This is a genomic window from Telluribacter sp. (genome assembly GCF_035998675.1).
Classification (GTDB): Bacteria; Bacteroidota; Bacteroidia; order Cytophagales; family Spirosomataceae; genus Telluribacter.
This window is the reverse complement of sequence record NZ_DASYHI010000019.1, coordinates 414,934-434,522: the sequence shown is the minus strand read 5'-3', so window position 1 is coordinate 434,522 and position 19,589 is coordinate 414,934. Positions and strand designations below refer to the sequence as shown.

18 protein-coding genes and 1 rRNA gene are annotated in these 19,589 nt (G+C 51.0%); 9 read left to right on the top strand and 10 right to left on the bottom strand.

The window, feature by feature from the left end:
* Nucleotides 1-91 (top strand): 5S ribosomal RNA (gene rrf, locus VGN67_RS24630); the annotation flags it as partial.
* A 362-nt stretch (nt 92-453) separates the two neighbouring features.
* Here rrf and VGN67_RS14135 read toward each other — a convergent pair.
* On the bottom strand, nt 454-1,143 hold the full coding sequence (locus VGN67_RS14135; RefSeq protein WP_327487497.1) for a response regulator transcription factor: 690 nt from the start codon (nt 1,141-1,143) through the stop codon (nt 454-456).
* Entirely contained in the window at nt 1,140-2,393 is a 1,254-nt protein-coding gene (locus tag VGN67_RS14130) for a HAMP domain-containing sensor histidine kinase (protein WP_327487496.1), read from the bottom strand. Before VGN67_RS14130 ends, VGN67_RS14135 begins: the two co-directional genes overlap by 4 nt.
* A gap of 166 nt (nt 2,394-2,559) precedes the next feature.
* On the opposite strand from VGN67_RS14130, the gene VGN67_RS14125 reads away from it, so the two are divergent.
* A complete protein-coding gene (locus tag VGN67_RS14125) occupies nt 2,560-2,937 on the top strand; it encodes a DUF1573 domain-containing protein (protein WP_327487495.1) in 378 nt (125 codons plus the stop codon).
* Between the two features lie 55 nt (nt 2,938-2,992).
* Here VGN67_RS14125 and VGN67_RS14120 read toward each other — a convergent pair whose 3' ends face one another.
* A complete protein-coding gene (locus tag VGN67_RS14120) occupies nt 2,993-3,214 on the bottom strand; it encodes a hypothetical protein (RefSeq protein WP_327487494.1) in 222 nt (73 codons plus the stop codon).
* Nucleotides 3,215-3,481: 267 nt separating this feature from the next.
* On the opposite strand from VGN67_RS14120, the gene VGN67_RS14115 reads away from it, so the two are divergent.
* From VGN67_RS14115 to gcvP, 3 genes are all read left to right on the top strand, one after another.
* A complete protein-coding gene (locus VGN67_RS14115; RefSeq protein WP_327487493.1) occupies nt 3,482-4,738 on the top strand; it encodes a metallophosphoesterase in 1,257 nt (418 codons plus the stop codon).
* Nucleotides 4,739-4,819: 81 nt separating this feature from the next.
* Nucleotides 4,820-5,047: a hypothetical protein gene (locus tag VGN67_RS14110; protein ID WP_327487492.1), complete on the top strand. Its 228-nt coding sequence runs from the start codon at nt 4,820-4,822 to the stop codon at nt 5,045-5,047.
* A gap of 180 nt (nt 5,048-5,227) precedes the next feature.
* Nucleotides 5,228-8,119 carry an aminomethyl-transferring glycine dehydrogenase gene (gene gcvP / locus VGN67_RS14105; protein ID WP_327487491.1) on the top strand — a complete coding sequence of 964 codons (2,892 nt, stop codon included), beginning with the start codon at nt 5,228-5,230 and terminating at the stop codon, nt 8,117-8,119.
* Between the two features lie 87 nt (nt 8,120-8,206).
* On the opposite strand, the gene VGN67_RS14100 is transcribed toward gcvP, so the two are convergent.
* Nucleotides 8,207-9,061 (bottom strand): pirin family protein, encoded by an 855-nt coding sequence (locus VGN67_RS14100; protein WP_327487490.1) that lies wholly within the window; start codon nt 9,059-9,061, stop codon nt 8,207-8,209.
* Between the two features lie 109 nt (nt 9,062-9,170).
* The gene (locus tag VGN67_RS14095) at nt 9,171-9,932 is read right to left on the bottom strand and encodes a hypothetical protein (protein WP_327487489.1); all 762 of its coding nucleotides are present in this window, start codon (nt 9,930-9,932) and stop codon (nt 9,171-9,173) included.
* Nucleotides 9,933-10,207: 275 nt separating this feature from the next.
* On the opposite strand from VGN67_RS14095, the gene VGN67_RS14090 reads away from it, so the two are divergent.
* Nucleotides 10,208-11,401, top strand: a complete 1,194-nt coding sequence (locus VGN67_RS14090) for an IS4 family transposase (protein WP_327487488.1) — start codon at nt 10,208-10,210, stop codon at nt 11,399-11,401.
* A 245-nt stretch (nt 11,402-11,646) separates the two neighbouring features.
* On the opposite strand, the gene recQ is transcribed toward VGN67_RS14090, so the two are convergent.
* Complete coding sequence (gene recQ / locus VGN67_RS14085; protein WP_327487487.1) at nt 11,647-13,800, bottom strand: DNA helicase RecQ; 2,154 nt, start codon at nt 13,798-13,800, stop codon at nt 11,647-11,649.
* Nucleotides 13,801-13,907: 107 nt separating this feature from the next.
* Here recQ and folK point away from each other — a divergent pair, with 107 nt between their 5' ends.
* On the top strand, nt 13,908-14,393 hold the full coding sequence (folK, locus tag VGN67_RS14080) for a 2-amino-4-hydroxy-6-hydroxymethyldihydropteridine diphosphokinase (RefSeq protein WP_327487486.1): 486 nt from the start codon (nt 13,908-13,910) through the stop codon (nt 14,391-14,393).
* 67 nt (nt 14,394-14,460) lie between these two features.
* Here the strand turns inward: folK and VGN67_RS14075 are convergent, their stop codons facing one another.
* On the bottom strand, nt 14,461-15,042 hold the full coding sequence (locus tag VGN67_RS14075; protein WP_327487485.1) for a YdeI/OmpD-associated family protein: 582 nt from the start codon (nt 15,040-15,042) through the stop codon (nt 14,461-14,463).
* A 99-nt stretch (nt 15,043-15,141) separates the two neighbouring features.
* Between VGN67_RS14075 and VGN67_RS14070 the strand changes: the two genes are divergently transcribed.
* On the top strand, nt 15,142-16,140 hold the full coding sequence (locus tag VGN67_RS14070) for a Gfo/Idh/MocA family oxidoreductase (RefSeq protein WP_327487484.1): 999 nt from the start codon (nt 15,142-15,144) through the stop codon (nt 16,138-16,140).
* 3 nt (nt 16,141-16,143) lie between these two features.
* Here the strand turns inward: VGN67_RS14070 and VGN67_RS14065 are convergent, their stop codons facing one another.
* Entirely contained in the window at nt 16,144-17,100 is a 957-nt protein-coding gene (locus VGN67_RS14065) for a nucleoside hydrolase (RefSeq protein ID WP_327487483.1), read from the bottom strand.
* A gap of 172 nt (nt 17,101-17,272) precedes the next feature.
* Between VGN67_RS14065 and VGN67_RS14060 the strand changes: the two genes are divergently transcribed.
* On the top strand, nt 17,273-18,442 hold the full coding sequence (locus tag VGN67_RS14060; RefSeq protein WP_327487482.1) for an AIR synthase related protein: 1,170 nt from the start codon (nt 17,273-17,275) through the stop codon (nt 18,440-18,442).
* A gap of 21 nt (nt 18,443-18,463) precedes the next feature.
* Here VGN67_RS14060 and VGN67_RS14055 read toward each other — a convergent pair whose 3' ends face one another.
* Together VGN67_RS14055 and VGN67_RS14050 are read right to left on the bottom strand one after the other, a co-directional pair.
* A complete protein-coding gene (locus VGN67_RS14055) occupies nt 18,464-19,282 on the bottom strand; it encodes a serine hydrolase domain-containing protein (protein ID WP_327487481.1) in 819 nt (272 codons plus the stop codon).
* On the bottom strand, nt 19,260-19,565 hold the full coding sequence (locus VGN67_RS14050; RefSeq protein ID WP_327487480.1) for a serine hydrolase domain-containing protein: 306 nt from the start codon (nt 19,563-19,565) through the stop codon (nt 19,260-19,262). The genes VGN67_RS14055 and VGN67_RS14050 overlap by 23 nt, the downstream gene beginning before the upstream one ends.
* Nucleotides 19,566-19,589 lie beyond the last annotated feature (24 nt).

Sequence of the window (19,589 nt, the reverse complement as noted above, 5' to 3'; positions counted from 1 at the left end):
TGATCACCTCTTCCCATCCCGAACAGAGAAGTTAAGCCCCGCACCGCCGATGATACTGGTTAACAGCCGGTAAAGTAGGTAGCCGCCACCTCTTCACCACAAGAGCCCCGCCCAATATGCGGGGCTTTTGCGGCTTAAGACAATAAGGAAAGGTAATATTTGATAAATTCTGTTATTAGCAGGATAATAACGGTGTAGAAAGCAGAAAAATGAAAAATTTTAGATCTTGTAGATTTACTTTTTAGAGGTTAGATATTGTAGTTTAACTGTTTGAAATACAGCTTGCTAAGTAGTTATTTTGTGCCTATAACAGCTTCCTAGAATTTTTCATAGCCTTCTCTCCCTGCCTTTGGTCTTATCTATAAAAATCTCAGACGTATGATATTTTTCTGCTTATAAAAGCTCCTATTATATTCTAGCTTCTATAAAAGCTCGCTTCATTACTTTCCCAGATTACCAACTCATCCGGAAGCCAACTCCATGAATATTATCCAGACGGATAGTGGGATCGGCCGCCAGGTACTTTCTGATTCTTGATAAAAAGACGTCAAGGCTGCGGCCTTTGAAATAGTCGTCGGTTCCCCAGATAGCGGTGAGTAGTTCCTCTCGCTTTATTACCTGACCCCGGCGGTCAGCCAGATATTTCAGAACCTCCGCTTCCCGAAAGGTGAGCGTATGGGATACGTGGTTGTTTAGCAGCAATAGTTTTTTGAAGTCGAAGGTATAGTTGCCGATGTGCTGGGGGTCATTGGTTACGCTGTGTCCGGTACGCCCTTTTTTACTTCGTCGTAGAAACACCTCTATCCGGAGCATCAACTCATGAATACTGAAAGGTTTGGTGATATAGTCATCGGCCCCTAATTGAAAGCCCCGTAGCTTATCCTCCTGTAATGAACGCGCCGAAAGAAAAAGGATAGGTACTTCTTCATCGGCTTCCCGGATTTGCTGGGCCAGCGTAAAGCCATCCATTTGGGGCAACATGACATCCAGAATGCAGAGGTCAAAGTGATCCTGACGAAAGGCTTCCCAGCCCTGGTGGCCATCCATGCAGTGGGTTACTTCATATTCATAAGCTTCCAGGTTGTCCTTGGTAGCAAAGGCCAGGTTGGGGTCATCTTCAACGTAGAGTATTCTTGCTTTCATGAGGTACTACTTTTCGGAATAATAATCCTGAATTCACTTCCCCGGCCCACCTGGCTTTCAAGTTCCAGTTTCCAGCGGTGGGCTTTAACGATTTGCCGAACATAGCTGAGTCCAATCCCAAAACCCTTTACATTATGGATATTTCCGTGCGGTACCCTAAAGAACTTCTGGAATATCTTTTCGTGGTACTCTGGAGCAATACCTATGCCGCAATCTTTTACAGCCAGTACCAGCTGATTTCCCTGCCCGAACGTACGCACACTTATTTGTGGCTTCTCGGGAGAATACTTAAGCGCATTATCAATCAGGTTGTTGACAATATTTCCAAAATGTATGGCATCAGCGTGTATGTACGGCGAAGGGGCTTCCAGAGAAAGATCAACTTTGCCATCGTAGGTACGGGCCACCGATTCAATAACTTGATGCGCGTCCAGCCATTCAATTTTTAATTCCAGTTTCCTCCGTTCGGTTTTGGCCATAGTCAGTACTGTCTCTACCTGGCGCTGTAATCGGATAATTTCTTCCTGAACTATTTGTACGTACCGCTTGTGCCGCTCAGGCTGGTGAAGTATGGCCGGAGTGTTCAGTACATCAGCAGCAATGCGTATGGTGGAAATGGGCGTTTGTAGCTCGTGCGTCATATTGTTCACAAAATCACGCTGCACTTCAGAGAGCTGCTTTTGCCGAAGTATCACAAATATGGCATAAGCGAAAAAACTAAGTGCAATCAGGATTAGGATAGACGAACCTATCCAGGCTTCCATATCATCGTTAATTGTTTTGGATTGTTGCGGAAACCGGATACCAAAGTAGTACGGGTACTTGTCGGTCTTGATCCAGCCGGCAGTAGCGGTAGGTGCTTTGTCGCTGTTACGGCTACTGAGCGACATACCGTAGCGGATCTGGTGGGTAGTACAGTCGTAAATCCCTACTTCAAAATCAGTGATAAGGTCATGCCTCTGAAATGACGATCTCAGAAAGTGCTCCAGTACATCGGGTTGGGTAGTAGAGTTGGTGTTGACCAGAAAGTATGTAGGAGAGAGTTGCTCTACCGGATTGGTACTTAGCATGACGCCATTCATTTCGGCCAACTCTTCGGCTACCTCCCGCAGTGCTATGTGGGCGCGCTGGTTAAACTGACGCTCCCGTACATCCAGCGTTTTTTTTACCCAATAAATCTGCGTGACTATTACCCCAATAATAGATAAGGCCGAAAGGAGTACCAGCCACCGAATGGTGCGTCTGCGCATAAGAAATAAGAAGATTCCGGTGCTAATTACGAGCTTTTCCGGCTTTTTTCAAGGCATTAACAGCTAGTTAACAATCATTACCAACTCATTAACAAGCCTATAATTCTAAAACTTCTACTTTTAGCCGGTTGATAACCATTTGTTCTATCTTAAACCGTAAAAAAGTATGAAACGAAAAAGTATGATTTTGCTGATTACTGGCCTGATTATCTCCTCATTGGTTATGGCCTATCCCCTGGCGTCCTTTAAATGGAGCCAAACGACAATGCAATTTGGTAAAATTCCCAGGGGCAAACCCGTGACGGCCGAGTTTAGGTACACCAACGCCGGCACTGCCCCCCTGCTGATCGCCCGGGCTACCGGCTCATGCGGCTGCACGGGCGTTGAGTACGACAAGGAGCCTTTATTGCCCGGCCAGTCGGCTGTAATTAAGGCTACGTTCAACGCCGCTGCCGTAGGGCCTTTTACTAAGTCTATTACTGTGGAGTCCAATGGCGACAGCGGGCTGGTGGTGCTGCGGCTCGAAGGAGAAGTAACTGAGTAAAGTACCAGGTTAAGTACCTATTCAAACGTACCCCAGGCACTTAGGGGTACGTTTTTTAGTTGGTGCTATTCAATCCCCTGACCGACTCATAATCGCTTTTTAGGCGTCCTACTTCTTTGGTCAGAAACTGCTGGAGTTGCCGGTTAAAGTCAGCCTTGTCTTCGTCTGACAGGGAAGCGTACAGGTCTTTCAACTCCTGATTAATGGCTGAACGCTCTTCTTCGCTATGCGCGTTTATGGAGCGAAGGTGGTATTTCTTAAAATCAAATTCTGGCATAAGATCTATTTCCTTGGGTGGTTACTGCCGAAGCCTGTTCCAGCTAAGGTAACACTTCGGAGTAATACGTTTATTTATAAACAAAAAGCTGTTGTTCTTCAATCTTTTTAACGAAGCTAAAAATAATATCCATTTACCCCTCAAAAGGCACCGTTTATCTACCCATAGCTGCACTGGAAATATAAGCGGGTAGTGAGCTTCCAATAATGAACAAGAAACTTCTGCTCTACGTTTAATTCCCCATAGATATACCCATTTACTTACCTTATGAGTCGTTCCTTTTTTTTTATTCTACTTACGTTTGTATTTATTGCCATTGACTGGTACGTATGGCAGGCGCTGCGGGTGGTTATTCGTTCCTCTTCACCTGGTGTGCAGCGCTCGGTAGCCTGGCTGTACTGGGGTTTTACCGCTATTACCCTGAGTGCTTATATCCTGATTCAGCTGTTACCGCCGGATATATTCGGCCGTACTACGCGTAACTTTGTTTTTTCGGGCATTGCTATTCCTTATTTTGCCAAGCTATTCGCGGTTCTCTTTCTGCTGGTAGACGATATTCGTCGCCTGGCACAGTGGGCGGTTAGCTTATTTGTGCCACCGGCTGCCGATCCTTCTGCTGATCCATCCGTATCGCGCATTCCCCGCTCCGAGTTTATGTCGCAGGCGGCATTGGTAGCAGGCGGAAGCTTGTTTGGTACTTTTGTCTTTGGCATTGTTTCCGGAGCCCACGACTACCGCATTCGTCGGGTGAAGGTTCCGCTCAAGAACCTGCCCGCTGCCTTTCATGGTATGCGCATTGCGCAGCTATCGGACATTCATTCGGGTAGTTTTTTTAACAAAACGGCGGTAAAGGGTGGTGTAGAAATGTTGCTGAATGAAAAACCGGACATGGTATTTTTTACGGGTGATCTGGTCAATGACCGGGCCGAAGAAGTAAAGGATTACATAGAGGTTTTCGGAAAGGTTAAGGCTCCGCTGGGGGTGTACTCGGTATTGGGTAACCACGACTACGGCGACTACGCCAACTGGTCCAGCCAGGCAGCTAAGCGTGAGAACCTGCAGGACCTCATGAAAGCCCACGCTGCCATGGACTGGCGGCTGATGCTGGACGAAAACCTACCCATCCGGGTAGATGGCGAAGAAATAGGCCTGATCGGTATTCAGAACTGGGGTGCCGGTGGATTTGCCAAGTACGGAAACCTGGCCAAGGCTTATCAGGGAGCCGACAAGTACCCGGTTAAGCTGTTACTCTCCCACGACCCCAGCCACTGGACCGCCCAGGTAAGGCCCCAATTTAAAGATATAGACGTGGCGTTTGCCGGACATACCCACGGTATGCAGTTTGGGGTAGAAGTAGGCGGTATAAAATGGAGCCCGGTCCAGTACCGCTACGAGCAATGGGCGGGCCTGTACCAGCAGGAAGACCAGTTTCTGTACGTAAATCGTGGTTTTGGATATATAGGTTATCCGGGCCGCGTTGGTATTTTGCCGGAAATAACTATTATTGAACTGGTAAAAGCCTAAGTACCTAGAATAAAAAAGGTAGGGGAGCGTTACCTACTAAAGCCTTTGGATAAAAGCAGTACTCAGAAAACCTTCAGACCCATGAAGAATAAAGTCCTGATAATTATACTTACAGCATTCATGGCCGGAGGGTACAGTGTAGAGTCCGCTGCGGCCACACTGTCTGCCGATGCCACTCAAACCGAACTTTTAGATAAGGGGAATAAAAAGAAAAAGCGGAAGCGGTATCGCGGTTATAAGAAGCCCAAGAACAAGAAGTTTCTGGGGATATTCAAGCGTAAGAGCTCCTGCGATTGTCCCAAGTACTAGTCCTCATATTTTTATTCTTCAAATAGTACTTTCGGCTTTCCCACCAGCAAACTTACGGCCGTACTTATTTGTTATACTAACATTGGTAAGCATACCAACTATTCTCATCAGGATTCAGTTGGATTTGCTTACTTTTGTGTTTATTAACCCCTATATATTGGCTTTTTCTGCCTCAATTGCATGAAAATCAACCTCCATTACCACGAAAAATTTGAAGATCGGCACCACGGCAAAGACAAGGATGAGTTGCAGGAAATGCTGAATACCATGGGGGTCAACTCCCTGGATGAACTCATAGACCAGACCGTTCCGGCTGCTATTCGGCTTGCCCGGCCACTGGACCTACCACAACCCCGGTCTGAACACCAGTTTTTGCAGGATTTTAAGCGGCTGGCGCGGCAGAATATTCTTTTTAAGTCTTACATAGGCGCGGGGTACTACGATACGGTTACACCTAACGTTATTCTTCGGAACATTCTTGAAAATCCGGGTTGGTATACGGCTTACACGCCCTACCAGGCCGAGATTGCGCAGGGCCGCCTGGAAATGCTCCTGAACTTCCAGACCGTAATAACGGACCTTACGGGAATGGAAATAGCGAACGCATCCCTGCTGGATGAGGCTACCGCCGCTGCCGAAGCTATGACCATGCTGTACAGCCTGCGTCCGGCGGCCAAAAAAGCGGCTGATACGTTCTTTGTATCCGAGCTTTGCCACCCCCAGACCATCGATTTGTTATATACCCGCGCTGTACCTATAGGTATTAAGGTTGTAGTGGGTGATCACCAGACCGTGGATCTGACCAGCCCCGGCTTGTTTGGCGTGCTGGTACAGTACCCGGCTACCAACGGTGAGGTATTTGATTATACAGATTTCATTGCGTCGGCCCACGAGCTGAACGTAACGGTAGCCGTAGCCGCCGACCTGCTGGCCCTTACGCTGCTGAAGTCGCCGGGTGAAATGGGCGCTGACGTAGTAGTAGGCTCAGCGCAGCGGTTTGGGGTACCCATGGGTTACGGTGGGCCACACGCTGCCTTTTTTGCTACCAAAGAAGCCAACAAGCGGCAACTGCCCGGACGCATCATAGGCGTGTCGGTGGACGCGGAGGGGAATCGTGCCCTGCGCATGGCCCTGCAGACCCGTGAGCAGCACATTCGTCGCGAGAAAGCTACGTCTAATATCTGTACCGCTCAGGTACTACTGGCGGTTATGGCGGGTGCTTATGCGGTGTACCACGGTCCGGAAGGGCTGAAAAACATAGCGGCCCGCACCCACGGCCTTACCACGCTTTTTGCCGATTCGGTCAGGAAGTTTAACTATAACGTTCTTACCTCTACCTACTTCGACACCGTTACTATCCAGACACCACTGGCCGGAAAACTACGGCAGGAAGCCCAGAAATGGGGTATTAACCTGCGCTTTACCGGCGAGGATCTGGTAGGTGTTTCGTTTGATGAAGTAAAAACTTTCGGCGATGTAATTGAGCTGCTGAACCTGTTTGCCGAGGTATCGGGCTTTCTGGGTGAAATGGTAATGGAGGAGGAGATAGAAATTGAGATTCCGGATAATCTGGCCCGTACGTCGGAGTACCTGACGCACCCGGTGTTTAACACGCACCATACCGAACACGAAATGCTCAGGTACCTTAAGTACCTGGAAAACAAAGACCTTTCGCTGGTACACTCCATGATATCGCTGGGTAGCTGTACCATGAAGCTCAACGCCACGGCCGAGATGATACCGGTTACCTGGCCGGAGTTTGGTAAAATGCACCCATTTGCACCGCAGAAGCAGGCGCAGGGCTATCGCCAGCTATTCCAGGAACTGAACGACTGGTTGTGCCAGATTACCGGCTTTGCGGCCATGTCGCTGCAGCCTAACTCGGGCGCTCAAGGCGAATACGCCGGACTGATGGTGATCCGGGCTTACCACGAAAGCCGCGGCGACACCCACCGCAACGTAGCACTGATTCCTTCGTCGGCCCACGGTACCAATCCTGCTTCCGCCGTGATGGCCGGAATGAAGGTAGTCGTAACCAAGTGCGACGAACGGGGTAATATTGACGTAGAAGACCTGAAAGCCAAAGCCGCGCAGTATAGTAACGAGCTGTCGTGTCTGATGGTCACGTACCCGTCTACCCACGGGGTATTTGAAGAAACGATTAAGGAAATATGCTCCGTCATCCACGAGCACGGCGGACAGGTATACATGGATGGGGCCAACATGAACGCCCAGGTAGGTTTGACCAGCCCGGCTACTATCGGGGCGGATGTGTGTCACCTCAACCTGCACAAAACGTTCTGTATCCCCCACGGTGGTGGTGGACCGGGTATGGGACCTATCGGCGTAGCCGAGCACCTGGTGCCCTTCCTGCCGGGTCATGCCGTGGTTAAGATTGGTGGAGAGCAGGCCATTTCGGCCGTGTCGGCGGCCCCTTTCGGCAGCGCCAGCATCCTGACCATCTCGTACGCTTACATCGCTATGATGGGCTCCGACGGCTTAACCAACGCTACCAGGATGGCGATCCTGAATGCCAACTATATCAAGTCACGCCTTAAAGGCCACTATGTAGAGCTGTACGCAGGTGCCAATGGCCGCTGTGCCCACGAGTTTATTGTGGACTGCCGTCCGTTCAAAGCAGCCGGTGTGGAGGCCGAGGATATAGCCAAGCGCCTGATGGACTACGGCTACCACGCGCCCACGCTGTCATTCCCCGTAGCCGGTACGCTCATGATCGAGCCGACGGAGTCGGAGTCGAAGGCGGAGCTGGACCGCTTCTGCGACACCCTGATCGCGATTCGTAACGAGATACGGGAAATAGAAGAAGGTACTGCTGATAAAGCCAGCAATGTATTGAAAAATGCGCCGCATACGGCCCGCGTAGTACTCGACGACAACTGGAACCGCCCGTACAGCCGCGAGAAAGCCGCTTTCCCGCTGTCGCACCTGCGTTTCAACAAGTTCTGGCCGAGCGTCAGCCGCGTGGACAGCGCCTACGGCGACCGCAACCTCATCTGCTCGTGCGTACCTATCGAAGAGTACGCCGAAGTATCGCAGGAAGAAAACGCTTGATTTTATTCAATAGTCATAAAAAAGCGGGAGCCCGGCCATCAGTTCGGGCTCACGCTTTTTTGCTAATAACTAATCGCTAACAGCTATCTACCCATTCCACTGGCCGAATTTTCCGGCGCGGTAGTCGCTGTAAGCTTCCATAATTTCTTCCTGCGTATTCATCACAAAAGGCCCCTGCGCTACTACCGGCTCGTCAAAGGGCCTGGCGTGGCCGAACAGAATCACGCTGTCAGCGGAGGATTTTACCTCTATCTCCTCCGCGTCATACCCAAACTCCACCAGCTGCAGGGCTTCTATCTCCTGGCTATTGACGGTGAGGGTACCTCGTACTACGTAAAAGAAAACCGAATGGTCGGCGGGTACTTGGGACTTGAACTCACCGCCGGGCTGGAAGTACACGGTACTCATAAAGACGTCAGTCATGGGACTGAAAGCTCCCTTTTGCCCCTCCCATTCCCCTGAGATAAGGTTCAGCGTTACCTTGCCTCTATCCAGGCTAAGGCTGGGAATATCTTCTTTCTGGAGGCCCTTGTAGGCGGGCTTTGCCATTTTGAGGCGCGCCGGTAGATTAATCCACAGCTGTAGAATTTCCATATCGCCGCCGTTCTTCTTGAATTCTATCGACGATACTTCGGCGTGAATCAATCCACTACCAGCGGTCATCCACTGTACCCCACCGGCATTGATCACACTTTCGTGGCCGCCGGTGTCCTTGTGCATAATGTCGCCTTCCAGGATGAACGTAACCGTTTCCATGCCCCGGTGCGGGTGCGGCCCGAAGGGCAGACCATTGTTGTTAGGCCGGTATTGCTGCGGGCCGTGGTGGTTCAGGAACAGGAAAGGGTCAATTTGGTCCAGCGACCGCGACGGCAGCGGTGAGTAGGTAATCAGGTCGCTAATGGGGGCGTAGTGGGCGGTATGTATTTTTTTGATGCTTCGCATGCGTGCAAAAGAGTAAGGTTTAGAGATGTACTTACTCTTTAACGGCTTGAAGTAGGGTTCAGTTTAGGTGGCAGGTAGTTATTAGTTTCACTCCTATCTAATGAAAAGCTTATTTGCTGACATCAAAAGCACTGTATAAACCTACCGACCACCTGTTAGGGTTAAAAGTTATAAATTCCTGTGTTGTTAGATAACGAGCGCTACCCGTGTTGTCTTTCAGCAGGCTCCAGCCACCAACGTTGAGTTTGATACCCAGCCACTTTGTGAAATTGTAGCCTATAACAGGAGAGATAGAGACTAAAATGGTTTCGGAAGAATAATTAGTTGAAGTGGTAGTGGTAAGAAGAGAAGGGTATGCGTTCGGCTCATTTGGATATGTTTCAGTTTGTTGAATGTACTCTCTATACCTATACTGTTGAGATCCCCAACCCACATGTAAAGCTGGAGCAAGCCAGAACCGTTTGTTCAGGTTGTATAAATATTTTACTTCGAAAAAGGGGCGGTTATTTGAATAGGTAAATCTCCTTCTGCCTATTACCTCTAATTGTTTAATGTTGTCACTTTCTGTATGATGGATAGAGTTATTAATACTGCCTTTCATATGGGTTAAGCCTATACTTATAAGCAAGTGCTTATTTAGCATAAAACCTACCGATCCGGTTAGCTTAGAGGTTTTCTGCCTATCATTTCCAGGTGAAAAGTAGCTATCTGCCAAAGGTGGAGCAGGTGTAAAAGGATAAGATATATCCACTCCATTTTGGTAAAAGCCAGTGGCTTCAACTACAATACTATGTACAGGTATTTGAGCATTGGAGGTTTGAAAAAAGGTTAAGAGAGGAACGAAAAGAAGTAGCTTTAAAAAGAAACGCATCTTGGTCGGCTAGATAAATTTGAATGTAAGGCTAAGAAACAAGTATTATTCCAGTATTCCACAGATTTCTCTACCGTTGCACTATTTGGTCAAATTGAGGAAGATATATTTTCATGTCGTTGTTGGTGTTTCTGACCATAGCCGTCAGGCTAAGGGTGGTTTATCAAAGATAGCGATACCTTTGCTGAGTGCAAAAGGTTCATGCCGTTGTTGGTGTTATCACCATAGCCGTCAGGCTAAGGGGAAGTTTTGAATGATAGCGGTACCTTTGTCTTGTGCAAAAGGTTGATATAGAGGATATAGATTTAGAGGCGTCAGGTCTTTCTGCCCTGTCTGTCTTTTTTGATAGTGTGCAGTTGGAAAGACTGGGGCGGCAAGTCCGATTCATCGAACGCAGCACCTCCCGGCTGAGCGCCTGGATGTTTTTGCAACTGAACACCTGCCTGGTGTCGAATGGCTCATCAGTTAGTCTGACCGACATGACTGATACGTTACTGGAAACTTTTGGTGTAGAGCTCACCAAGCAATCGCTGGATGAACGCTTCAATTGCTTTGCCGTAACGTTTATGCGAAGCTGCTTTGAACACGTATTTGAGCAGGTAGTAGCTTCATCGGGCGGCCCCCAAAGTGCGACTCGCGTTTTTGAGCGGGTCATCCTGCGGGATGCTACCAGTTTTCAATTGCCAGCTCAGCTCGCCTCTTTTTATGAAGGTAATGCCGGTGATACAACAGGCAGTGTCATCAAGATACAGCAGGAATACGATCTGCTATCGGGTAAGGTGCTGCGGCTGGACCTGCGTAGCGGTAAAGAGAATGACACGCAGTGGCTGAATGAGCAAGGACTGCCTGTGTCGGCTAATGATTTGCAGTTGATGGACCTGGGCTACTTTAAGTTGGGCCATCTGTTGCATATAGCTCGCCAGGGGGGCTACTTCATTAGTAGGTACAAAGTAGGCACCAGCCTTTTTCGTAAAGACCGCCAGGGACACTATCAGAAGCTGGATTGGTCGGAACTGCTACCCCATGTACAGGGCGCTGATTTCGAGCGGCAGATTTGGCTAGGGGAGGGGACCCAGAAACTGCCCGTACGCCTACACCTTCACGAGGTCCCTGACTTGCAGGTGCAAAAGCGGCTTAGAAAGTACCAGCTTAAAGATTGTAATCAACCTTCTACTAGAAAGAAGTATCAGACTTCGGAGCTAAAGAAGCGGCTAGCGAGTTACAACATTTTCATTACTAATGCTACTGAGCAGCAATTAGAGGCTGAGCAGATCTACACCTTCTATAAGCTACGATGGCAGATAGAGCTCTTGTTTAAGATATGGAAGAGCGTGTTTGCCATTGACAAGATAGGCAAAATGAGCGTAGGGCGTTTTCACTGCTACCTCTACGGTAAACTGATTGCTATACTAGTTACAGGTGCAGTTCAACCAGTTCATCCAGGACAAGATGCAGGTGGAGCTCAGTGAATGGAAAGCTTACAAAGTAATACAAAAGAAGATGTACACCTTTTGGCAAAAGCTTAGAGCGGGAGACAAACCGCTGAAACAATGGCTGGTAGAACTCTTTGAAAGACTTGTGAAAGTAGCCCAGAAAGAGAGGAAAAAGCTAAAAAAACATTCGTACAGACCCTCACCAAAAACTATCCTTCCCCTTAGCCTGACGGCTATGGTGATAACACCAACAACTCCTCAACCCTACTTACCATCCTTCACTACCCTTCCCCCTCTTCCTGCCAGATAGCTATCGCCAGGCGGATCTGCGCGTAGTCATACCTTTCTTCCAGGTGCTCGAATAGCGGCGTTACCGGGTCGCCGGGCTGGTAGTTGATGGCCCGCACGCCGTCCATGATGCTCAGGTACGCCTTGTCCGTAATCAGGTCGCGTAGCTTTACCCCGTGCCCCTCGTCCCGTAGCTTAATGAGGTGAGCGGCGATGGTGGAGGCACTGAGGCCGCGCTGCTGGGCCATATCGTCAAGGGTATAGCCGTCTTTGTACAGTTCCAGCGTCTGGAGGTAGGTCATGCCCTTTACCACGCGGGTACCGGGTTTGGTATGTTCTTTGGCAAAGGCTACGATTTCGTTGATGAACACGTCGCCGTAGCGGCGGTACTTCTCGGCACCTACTCCGGCCACGGCTTTCATCTGTGCTTCCGAAATGGGCTTTTTCTGCGCCATCTCCGATAGGGTCGCATCGCTGAAAATAACGTAGGGTGGTACGGCCAGCGCATCGGCCATCTGCTTCCGGAGCAGGCGCAGCCGCTCAAACAGCGCGTCGCGGATAATCTCCTGCTTGGGCTTCTCCTTCGGTACCAGCTCTTCCTCTTTGGCTTTGCGCTCCGCTAGCGGGATAAACTTCACCAGCTCGGGCTTGTGCTCGCCTTTGAGTACCTGCCAGCTAAGCGGATTCAGCTTGAATACGTGACCTTCGTCGTAAGCGATGTCCATCACGCCCAGGTTGAGGAGTTGACCGAGGTACTCGGCCCATTCTTCGCCCCGCAGGTCGTGACCAACGCCGAAGGTAGGTAGCTTGTCGTAACCGTGGTGCAGGACGTTGCGGTTGCGGCTGCCGCGCATGATATCGATGAGCATACCCATAGCTACGTTTTCTTTGGTACGGGCAATGGCCGAAAGTGCTTTCTGGGCAATGGTAGTACCGTCAAAACGGGTACGCGGATTTTGGCAGACATCGCAGTTGCCGCAGTCTTCCAGGATAGACTCGTTGAAGTAGCTAAGCAGAATACGACGGCGGCAGATATCGGCCTCGGCGTACTGCTTCATGCGGTTGAGTTTGGCCTGCATCAGCTCCTTCTGCTCCTCCGATTGACCGGAGTTCAGGATCATATCCTGCCGGGTGATGATATCCTGGTAGCTGTAAAAAAGCACCGTTTCGGCAGGAGCGCCATCCCGGCCGGCCCGGCCTATTTCCTGATAAAAGCTCTCTACGTTGGAGGGCAGGTTGTAATGAATAACCCAGCGGACGTTAGACTTGTCAATCCCCATCCCGAAGGCGATGGTCGCAACAATAATCTGGATATCGTCCCGCAGGAATTTCTCCTGCACATCGGAGCGCTGGTTGGAGGTGAGGCCGGCGTGGTAGCATTCGGCCTTAAAGCCCGCGTTCTGCAACCCGGCGGCTACAGTTTCGGTAGCTTTGCGGCTGAGGCAGTAGATGATACCCGGCTGGTTGGGGTGCTTCAGGAGGAAGGCCTGAATCTGCTGAATTCGCTTACGTCCGGGAAGCACCGTCAGGCTCAGGTTAGGCCGGTCAAAGCTGGACACGAAGGTTTTGGCTTTTTCGGTACCTATCTGCTTTAAGATATCGCGCCGGGTGACGCGGTCGGCGGTGGCGGTCAGCGCTACTACGGGTACTTCGGGAAAGCGTTGTTTCAGGACGGTGAGCTGGCGGTACTCGGGCCGGAAGTCGTGCCCCCACGACGAGATACAGTGCGACTCGTCAATGGCAAACAGCTTTACATTCCATTCCCGTAAAGCATCAAAGGTATTGCCCGAGAACAAGCGCTCGGGGGCTATATAAAGTAGTTTCAATTCGCCCAGCTTGGCCTGCCACAAGACCGAGTCCTGCTCGCTGCCGGAGAGGGACGAGTTGAGGTAGGCCGCACTGACGCCGTTGCTGCGCAGCGCCTCTACCTGGTCTTTCATGAGGGCAATAAGGGGCGAAATCACCACCGTCAGCCCGTCACAGAGCAGGGCCGGAATTTGGTAACAGATGGATTTACCACCACCCGTAGGCATGAGCACCAGGCAGTCCTGGCCGGATAGTACGGTATCTATGATTTCTGCTTGCTGGGGACGGAAAGAGTCGTATCCGAAGTATTGTTTAAGCGCTTGTTCTTTGGTAAGGGACATGGTAACGGTCAAAAGTACTAACAACACAAACCAGGGCGGGGGTAGTTAAATTCCCGCTTTCTTCGGTAATTTACCCCCTAATCCAAGGCCCCTAAATTACGAAAAAATTGGCTACTATTTACCTACTTCTTGGCGCTAACCTGGGCGACCGGCTGAGTACTATGCAGCGGGCCGCGACCCTCGTCGGCGAGCGCGTTGGGGCGGTTACGAAGGGGTCGTCGGTATACCAAACGGCACCCTGGGGCGTGGAAGAGCAGCCGGCTTTTCTGAATCAGGCGCTGGCCGTAGAGACGGCGCTGGCTCCCGAAGAAGTACTGCGTCACCTGCTGGATATCGAGTACGAGCTGGGGCGCGTCCGGTACGAGCGCTGGGGCGCCCGCGATATAGATATTGATATGCTGTACTACAGCGACCTGGTGATGGATACCGCCCGCCTGACCCTGCCGCACCCACGCCTGCACGAGCGCCGTTTCGCCCTGGTACCTTTGGCCGAAATAGCCCCTGACTTTGTGCATCCGGTACTGGGGGTGGATAATGCTACCTTGTTAAAGCAGTGCCCGGATGAGGGGGAGGTAGGATTATTTAGTGAATGAGTGAATGAGTTTATAGGTTCATAAGTTCAAAAACTCTGCGTACCTCTGCGTTTAAAAAACTTTTGCTCTACCCTACCACCTTCTCCCGCAGCATCTCCACGATTTTATCCAGTCGGCGCTGGCGGGTTTCTTCGCGCTTTGCTCCGGTAATCAACTGGATGTACTCCTTGCGTTGGGTGTAGGTCAACTTGTCAAATGCCTCTATGAGGTCGTGTTGGACCAGGTGCTGCCGGAGTAGGTCGGGTACCTCGAGCGTGCGGCTGGCGGGAGCAATGGCTACGCCGTCGCGGTTGAGCTGGGCGGCTTCTTTGAGGTAGTCGATGAGTTGGGCTTCGTTGATTTCGCTGATGTCGCGGTACTGAATCATGCGCATTTTTTCATTGTCCAGGCCGTGGGTGAACAGGCCGTGGCGGTCCGACATGGCAGCTCCTTTGTAGAAGTTCATGGAGGTGTGGCCTTTGAAAGCCCAGAGTCCGCATACCATGCCGTTGAGGTGGAAATTAGGTCCCCATTTCCAGTCCTCTTTGATGTCGGGGATCGTCTCGTGAATCAGCTGGCGAATACGGCTCAGAATGGCCTGGGCGAAGGGAGCGGCTTCAGCAATATAGGCGTCAATGCGTTGAGGAGCCTCGGGACGAATGGTAGCCATGGCAGATTTGGATTAGTGTACAAAAGCGGATAGCTTGTAGCCTTAAATGTAAATAAATACTATTTCAAAAGTTTCACCAAATCTACCTATACCCAATCTATGAACCCTATTCGTTGGGGCATACTGGCCCCCGGCCACATCGCCCATAAATTTGCGCAGGACCTTGTAAAAACACCCAATGCCCGCCTTACGGCCGTAGGCTCACGTAGTCTGGAACGAGCGGAGGAGTTTGCCAAAGAGTACGGCGCTCCCTACGCCTACGGCAGCTACGAAGAGCTACTCACCTGCCCGGAGCTGGATATTGTCTACATTGCTTCGCCCCACATTGGTCATTACGAACATACCATGCTATGCCTCAATGCAGGCGTGGCGGTCCTGTGCGAAAAGCCCTTTGCCATGAACCGCCGCCAGGTGGAGGAGATGGTCCGGACGGCGCGGGAGAAAAAGGTATTTCTGATGGAAGCCCTATGGAGTCGCTTCATGCCTACTATCCTTAAAACGCGGGAGCTAATCGAGCAGGGCGTTATCGGCAAGGTTTTGGGGGTAAAGGCAGATTTTGGTTTCAAAGGTCCTTATGATGTAACGAATCGTTTGTTCAGCCCGGCGCTGGGAGGCGGAGCCCTGCTGGATATTGGTATCTATCCGGTATTCTGGTCGTACCTGCACCTGGGCATGCCTACTACGCTGAAAGCCTCGGCTATATTCAGCGAAACGGGTGTGGACGCTTCCAATGGTATGGTGATGACCTACTGGGAGAACCAATTCGCCTTTCTTGACTCCACTTTTATGGCCAAGACTTCCTGTGAAGGTTGGGTATACGGCGAGAAAGGGAATATCAAGGTACATGGCCGCTGGCATGAGAGCCAGGGAATGACGCTAGAGCTATACGGGGAAGGTCGCGAGATGGAGACTCAGGAATTTAACTTCGAGCGCGATACCTGGGGTTACGGGTACGAAATAGAGGCCGTGGGCCGGTGCCTGTCCCAGGGACTGACCGAATGCCCCGACTGGTCACTGGACCACAGCCTGGACCTTATCCAGCTACTCGACAGCATTCGTAGCGAAATAGGGCTCCGCTACGAAGCTTTCGATGCGTAGGACTTAGTACCGTCCTAAATTTTGTTTCATGTACACCTCCATGAGGCGTTTGAGAAAGCCTTCCTTATCAATGGAGACACCAACCTCTCCGTTAGGCGTTTTGCTTTCGTCCATGCGGGTGTACCCTTCGTTATCTACGATCACGTGCATGGGTTTGGTCTTGAACAGGTCCGGCCATAGTACCATCCCTACCGCCACGGCATCGAATAGGGTCGGGTCGTTGTTATAGTTCCAGAGGCTATGCAGGCCCAGAATGCCGTTGGTGAGCGGGCTTTGGCGGTAGAGCATCTTCTCGCGGTAGGCCTTATCGGCCTTCACAAAGGTAGTAATGTCCAGTCCGGCGTAGATGATATTGATGCCGCTGTTATTCACAAAGGTTTTAGCGGATTCGACGTCGGCCACTACGTTCCATTCCTTGTTGATGGTGGGGCTATAGTTGTAGCCAATGTAGAAAGAGCCAAACATAGCGTACACCTTCTTCGCCATTTTCAGCGCCTGCGGGTCTTTCTTGATTACATCGGCCATGTTGGTTACGGGACCAACCGATATAACTACTACCTCGTTGGGGTACTTCCGGATTTGTTCAATGATAAAATCAGCGGCGGGTTTTTGAATGGGCTTTACTTTGTTAAAACCCTTGGCCCAGTAATACTGGGGTGCATACCAGTTGGCGCGCTCGCTGGTGCTGCTGGTATTGCGGCCCACGGCTACGGGTATCTTTTCCAGACCTAATTCATAGAGCATCTTACAGGCCAGTTCGGCGCGGTCATCGGTGCGGCCGTAGGTAGTGGTAATGCCCAATACGTCGAACTGGTCGTTGGCTACTACCAGCGCCAGCGCGAAGGCATCGTCAATATCGTCGCCCAGGTCGCAGTCGAAAATTACTTTTTGTTTGGTTTGGGCAAAGGAAGGAGCTACCATGAGTCCTAAGAAAAAAGCGAGTACAGCTATACGCAGCATGAATAAGAGATTTAATTAGTACTTTACGTGATAAAAAAAGGTACATCCTGGTACCTCTTCATGCCAAAGAGCAATAGGTACTCTATTTACCCGGTTAGCTGCCCCTTCCCCGCCTTTTTTTCTACCTTTGTACTTTATTTAATCAACCTGTTATTCAAAACTGTCGGTTCGCATGAATCCTACTGACCGCTACCTGCAACGAGGTGTTTCCGCTACCAAAGAAGATGTACACAAGGCTATCGCCAATATCGATAAAGGTATTTTCCCCAAAGCCTTCTGTAAAATAGTACCCGATACCCTGGCCGGTGACCCCGACTACTGTACCATCATGCACGCCGACGGAGCCGGTACCAAAACCTCCCTGGCGTACCTCTACTGGAAAGAAACCGGCGACTTGTCCGTCTGGAAGGGTATCGCGCAGGATGCGGTGGTGATGAATACGGATGATTTGCTCTGCGTGGGGGCGACAGGGCCGATGCTGCTGTCCTCTACCATTGACCGAAACAAGAATAAAATACCCGGTGAAGTAATAGCTGAAATCATCAATGGTACCGAAGAGGTATTGGCGATGCTCCGCAGCCACGGCGTGGAGATATACAGTACCGGTGGCGAAACCGCCGACGTGGGTGACCTGGTACGTACCGTTACCGTCAACAGTACCGTTATTGCCCGCATGAAACGCGCCGAGGTAGTAGACAACGCCAACATACAGGCCGGTGACGTGATCGTAGGGCTGGCCTCGTACGGGCAGGCTACCTACGAGAGTACTTACAATGGCGGTATGGGCAGCAACGGCCTGACCTCGGCCCGCCACGATGTACTGGGCAAGTACCTGGCTAGCGCCTATCCCGAAAGCTTCGACCCGGAGGTGAATCAGGAGCTCATATACAGCGGCTCCCGCAAACTTACTGATCCATTAGAAGGTACTCCCCTCAACGTAGGGCAGTTGGTTCTATCGCCGACCCGTACCTACGCGCCCGTTGCCAAAGCCCTGCTCGATGAGCTGCGCCCGCAGATACACGGTATGGTACACTGCAGCGGCGGCGCTCAGACCAAGGTACTTCACTTCATTGATAACCTGCACGTCATCAAAGATAACCTCCTGCCCATACCCCCGCTGTTCCGGCTTATCCAGGCCGAGAGTGGTACCAGCTGGCAGGAAATGTACAAGGTATTCAACATGGGCCACCGCCTGGAAGTATACCTGCCCGAGCAATACGCTCAGCGCGTAATGGAGCTGTCGCAGTCATTCGGTATTGAGGCGCAGGTAATAGGTAGGGTAGAAGCCGCGGCGCAGAAGCAGGTGACGATCTGGAGTGAGGTGGGGGAGTTTGTGTATTAACTTAATCATTACTCTTTTTCTTCAACGCTTACCGACGAACTGGTCCAGAAAAGCCTTGGCAAAAGCCGAGGCTCGCAGGTCCTTCTGCAGGCGGGGATTGGTCCTGAATGGGTCGAATTTGGCGTAGAAGGGGCGGCTCAGGTCCTGCGAGTTAGCCAGGATAATCAAGGTTAAGTCTTTTTCGGGAATTTTCACCAGCAGGGATGAATTCCCCTGCCACCAGCCGGTATGCCACATCATTTTGATGCCTTTATACGATTGTATAAACCAGCCGTACCCATACGGTAAAGCTTTGTTTTTGGGAGAACGGAAAGGGGTAAATACCTGCTCCCAGGTAGCTGGCTGCAACCACTGCTGCTCGTCAATAGCGACCGAGTACGCAGCCAGATCGCTGACGCACGACATCAAACCCGCCGCCGGGCCGAAGTGCGGTGGGTACGTGATGGGTACCAGCTGCCCTTTCTGAAGGTCGTAGGGCTTGGCTACCAGCTGGCGGTACTGGTCACGGTTGTAGCCCGTGAGGGCAAAATTGGTAGTATCGTCCACGTTGGGGGCGGTGTGGGTAAGGTGAAGTGGCTGGATGATGGTACTTACTACCGATTCACCAAAGGAAACGCCGCTCTCTTTTTCAATGGGTACGCCCAGTTGATTGTAGTAGTCGCCGTTGTAGCCAAAGCTGTACCCGGGTTTGAAGCCATTAAAGGTGTTGCCCTGAGCCGTGTGGGTGAGCAAGTGCTTGAGCTTGATACGGTCATCATTTCCCCAGCGGGCTCCCAGCTGAATACCGTAGGTAGTTACCGCTTCATCCAGACTAATTTTACCCGCCTCCACCAGCTGCATCAGAATAACCGACGCAAAAGTTTTGCGTGACCGAAGCCAGATGATAGACGGTGTGTTCGGTGGGCGGAATCTTGTTTTCCCGATCCGCGTAGCCCAGGCCCAGGTACCATACGAGTTGTTTTCCGTGCACAATCCCAACCGACAGCGAAGGTACCTGGTAGCGCTGGCGCAGGGTTTCCAGCTTTTGGGCAAAGCCAGTGGTGTCGGCCAGGGTAGGAGAGGAACGTTGGGCCAATGTGGTCAGCGCAAGGAGCAGCAGCGGGAGGAGGGCAAAGATTTTCATGAATAGTAATTTTGGACCAAACTA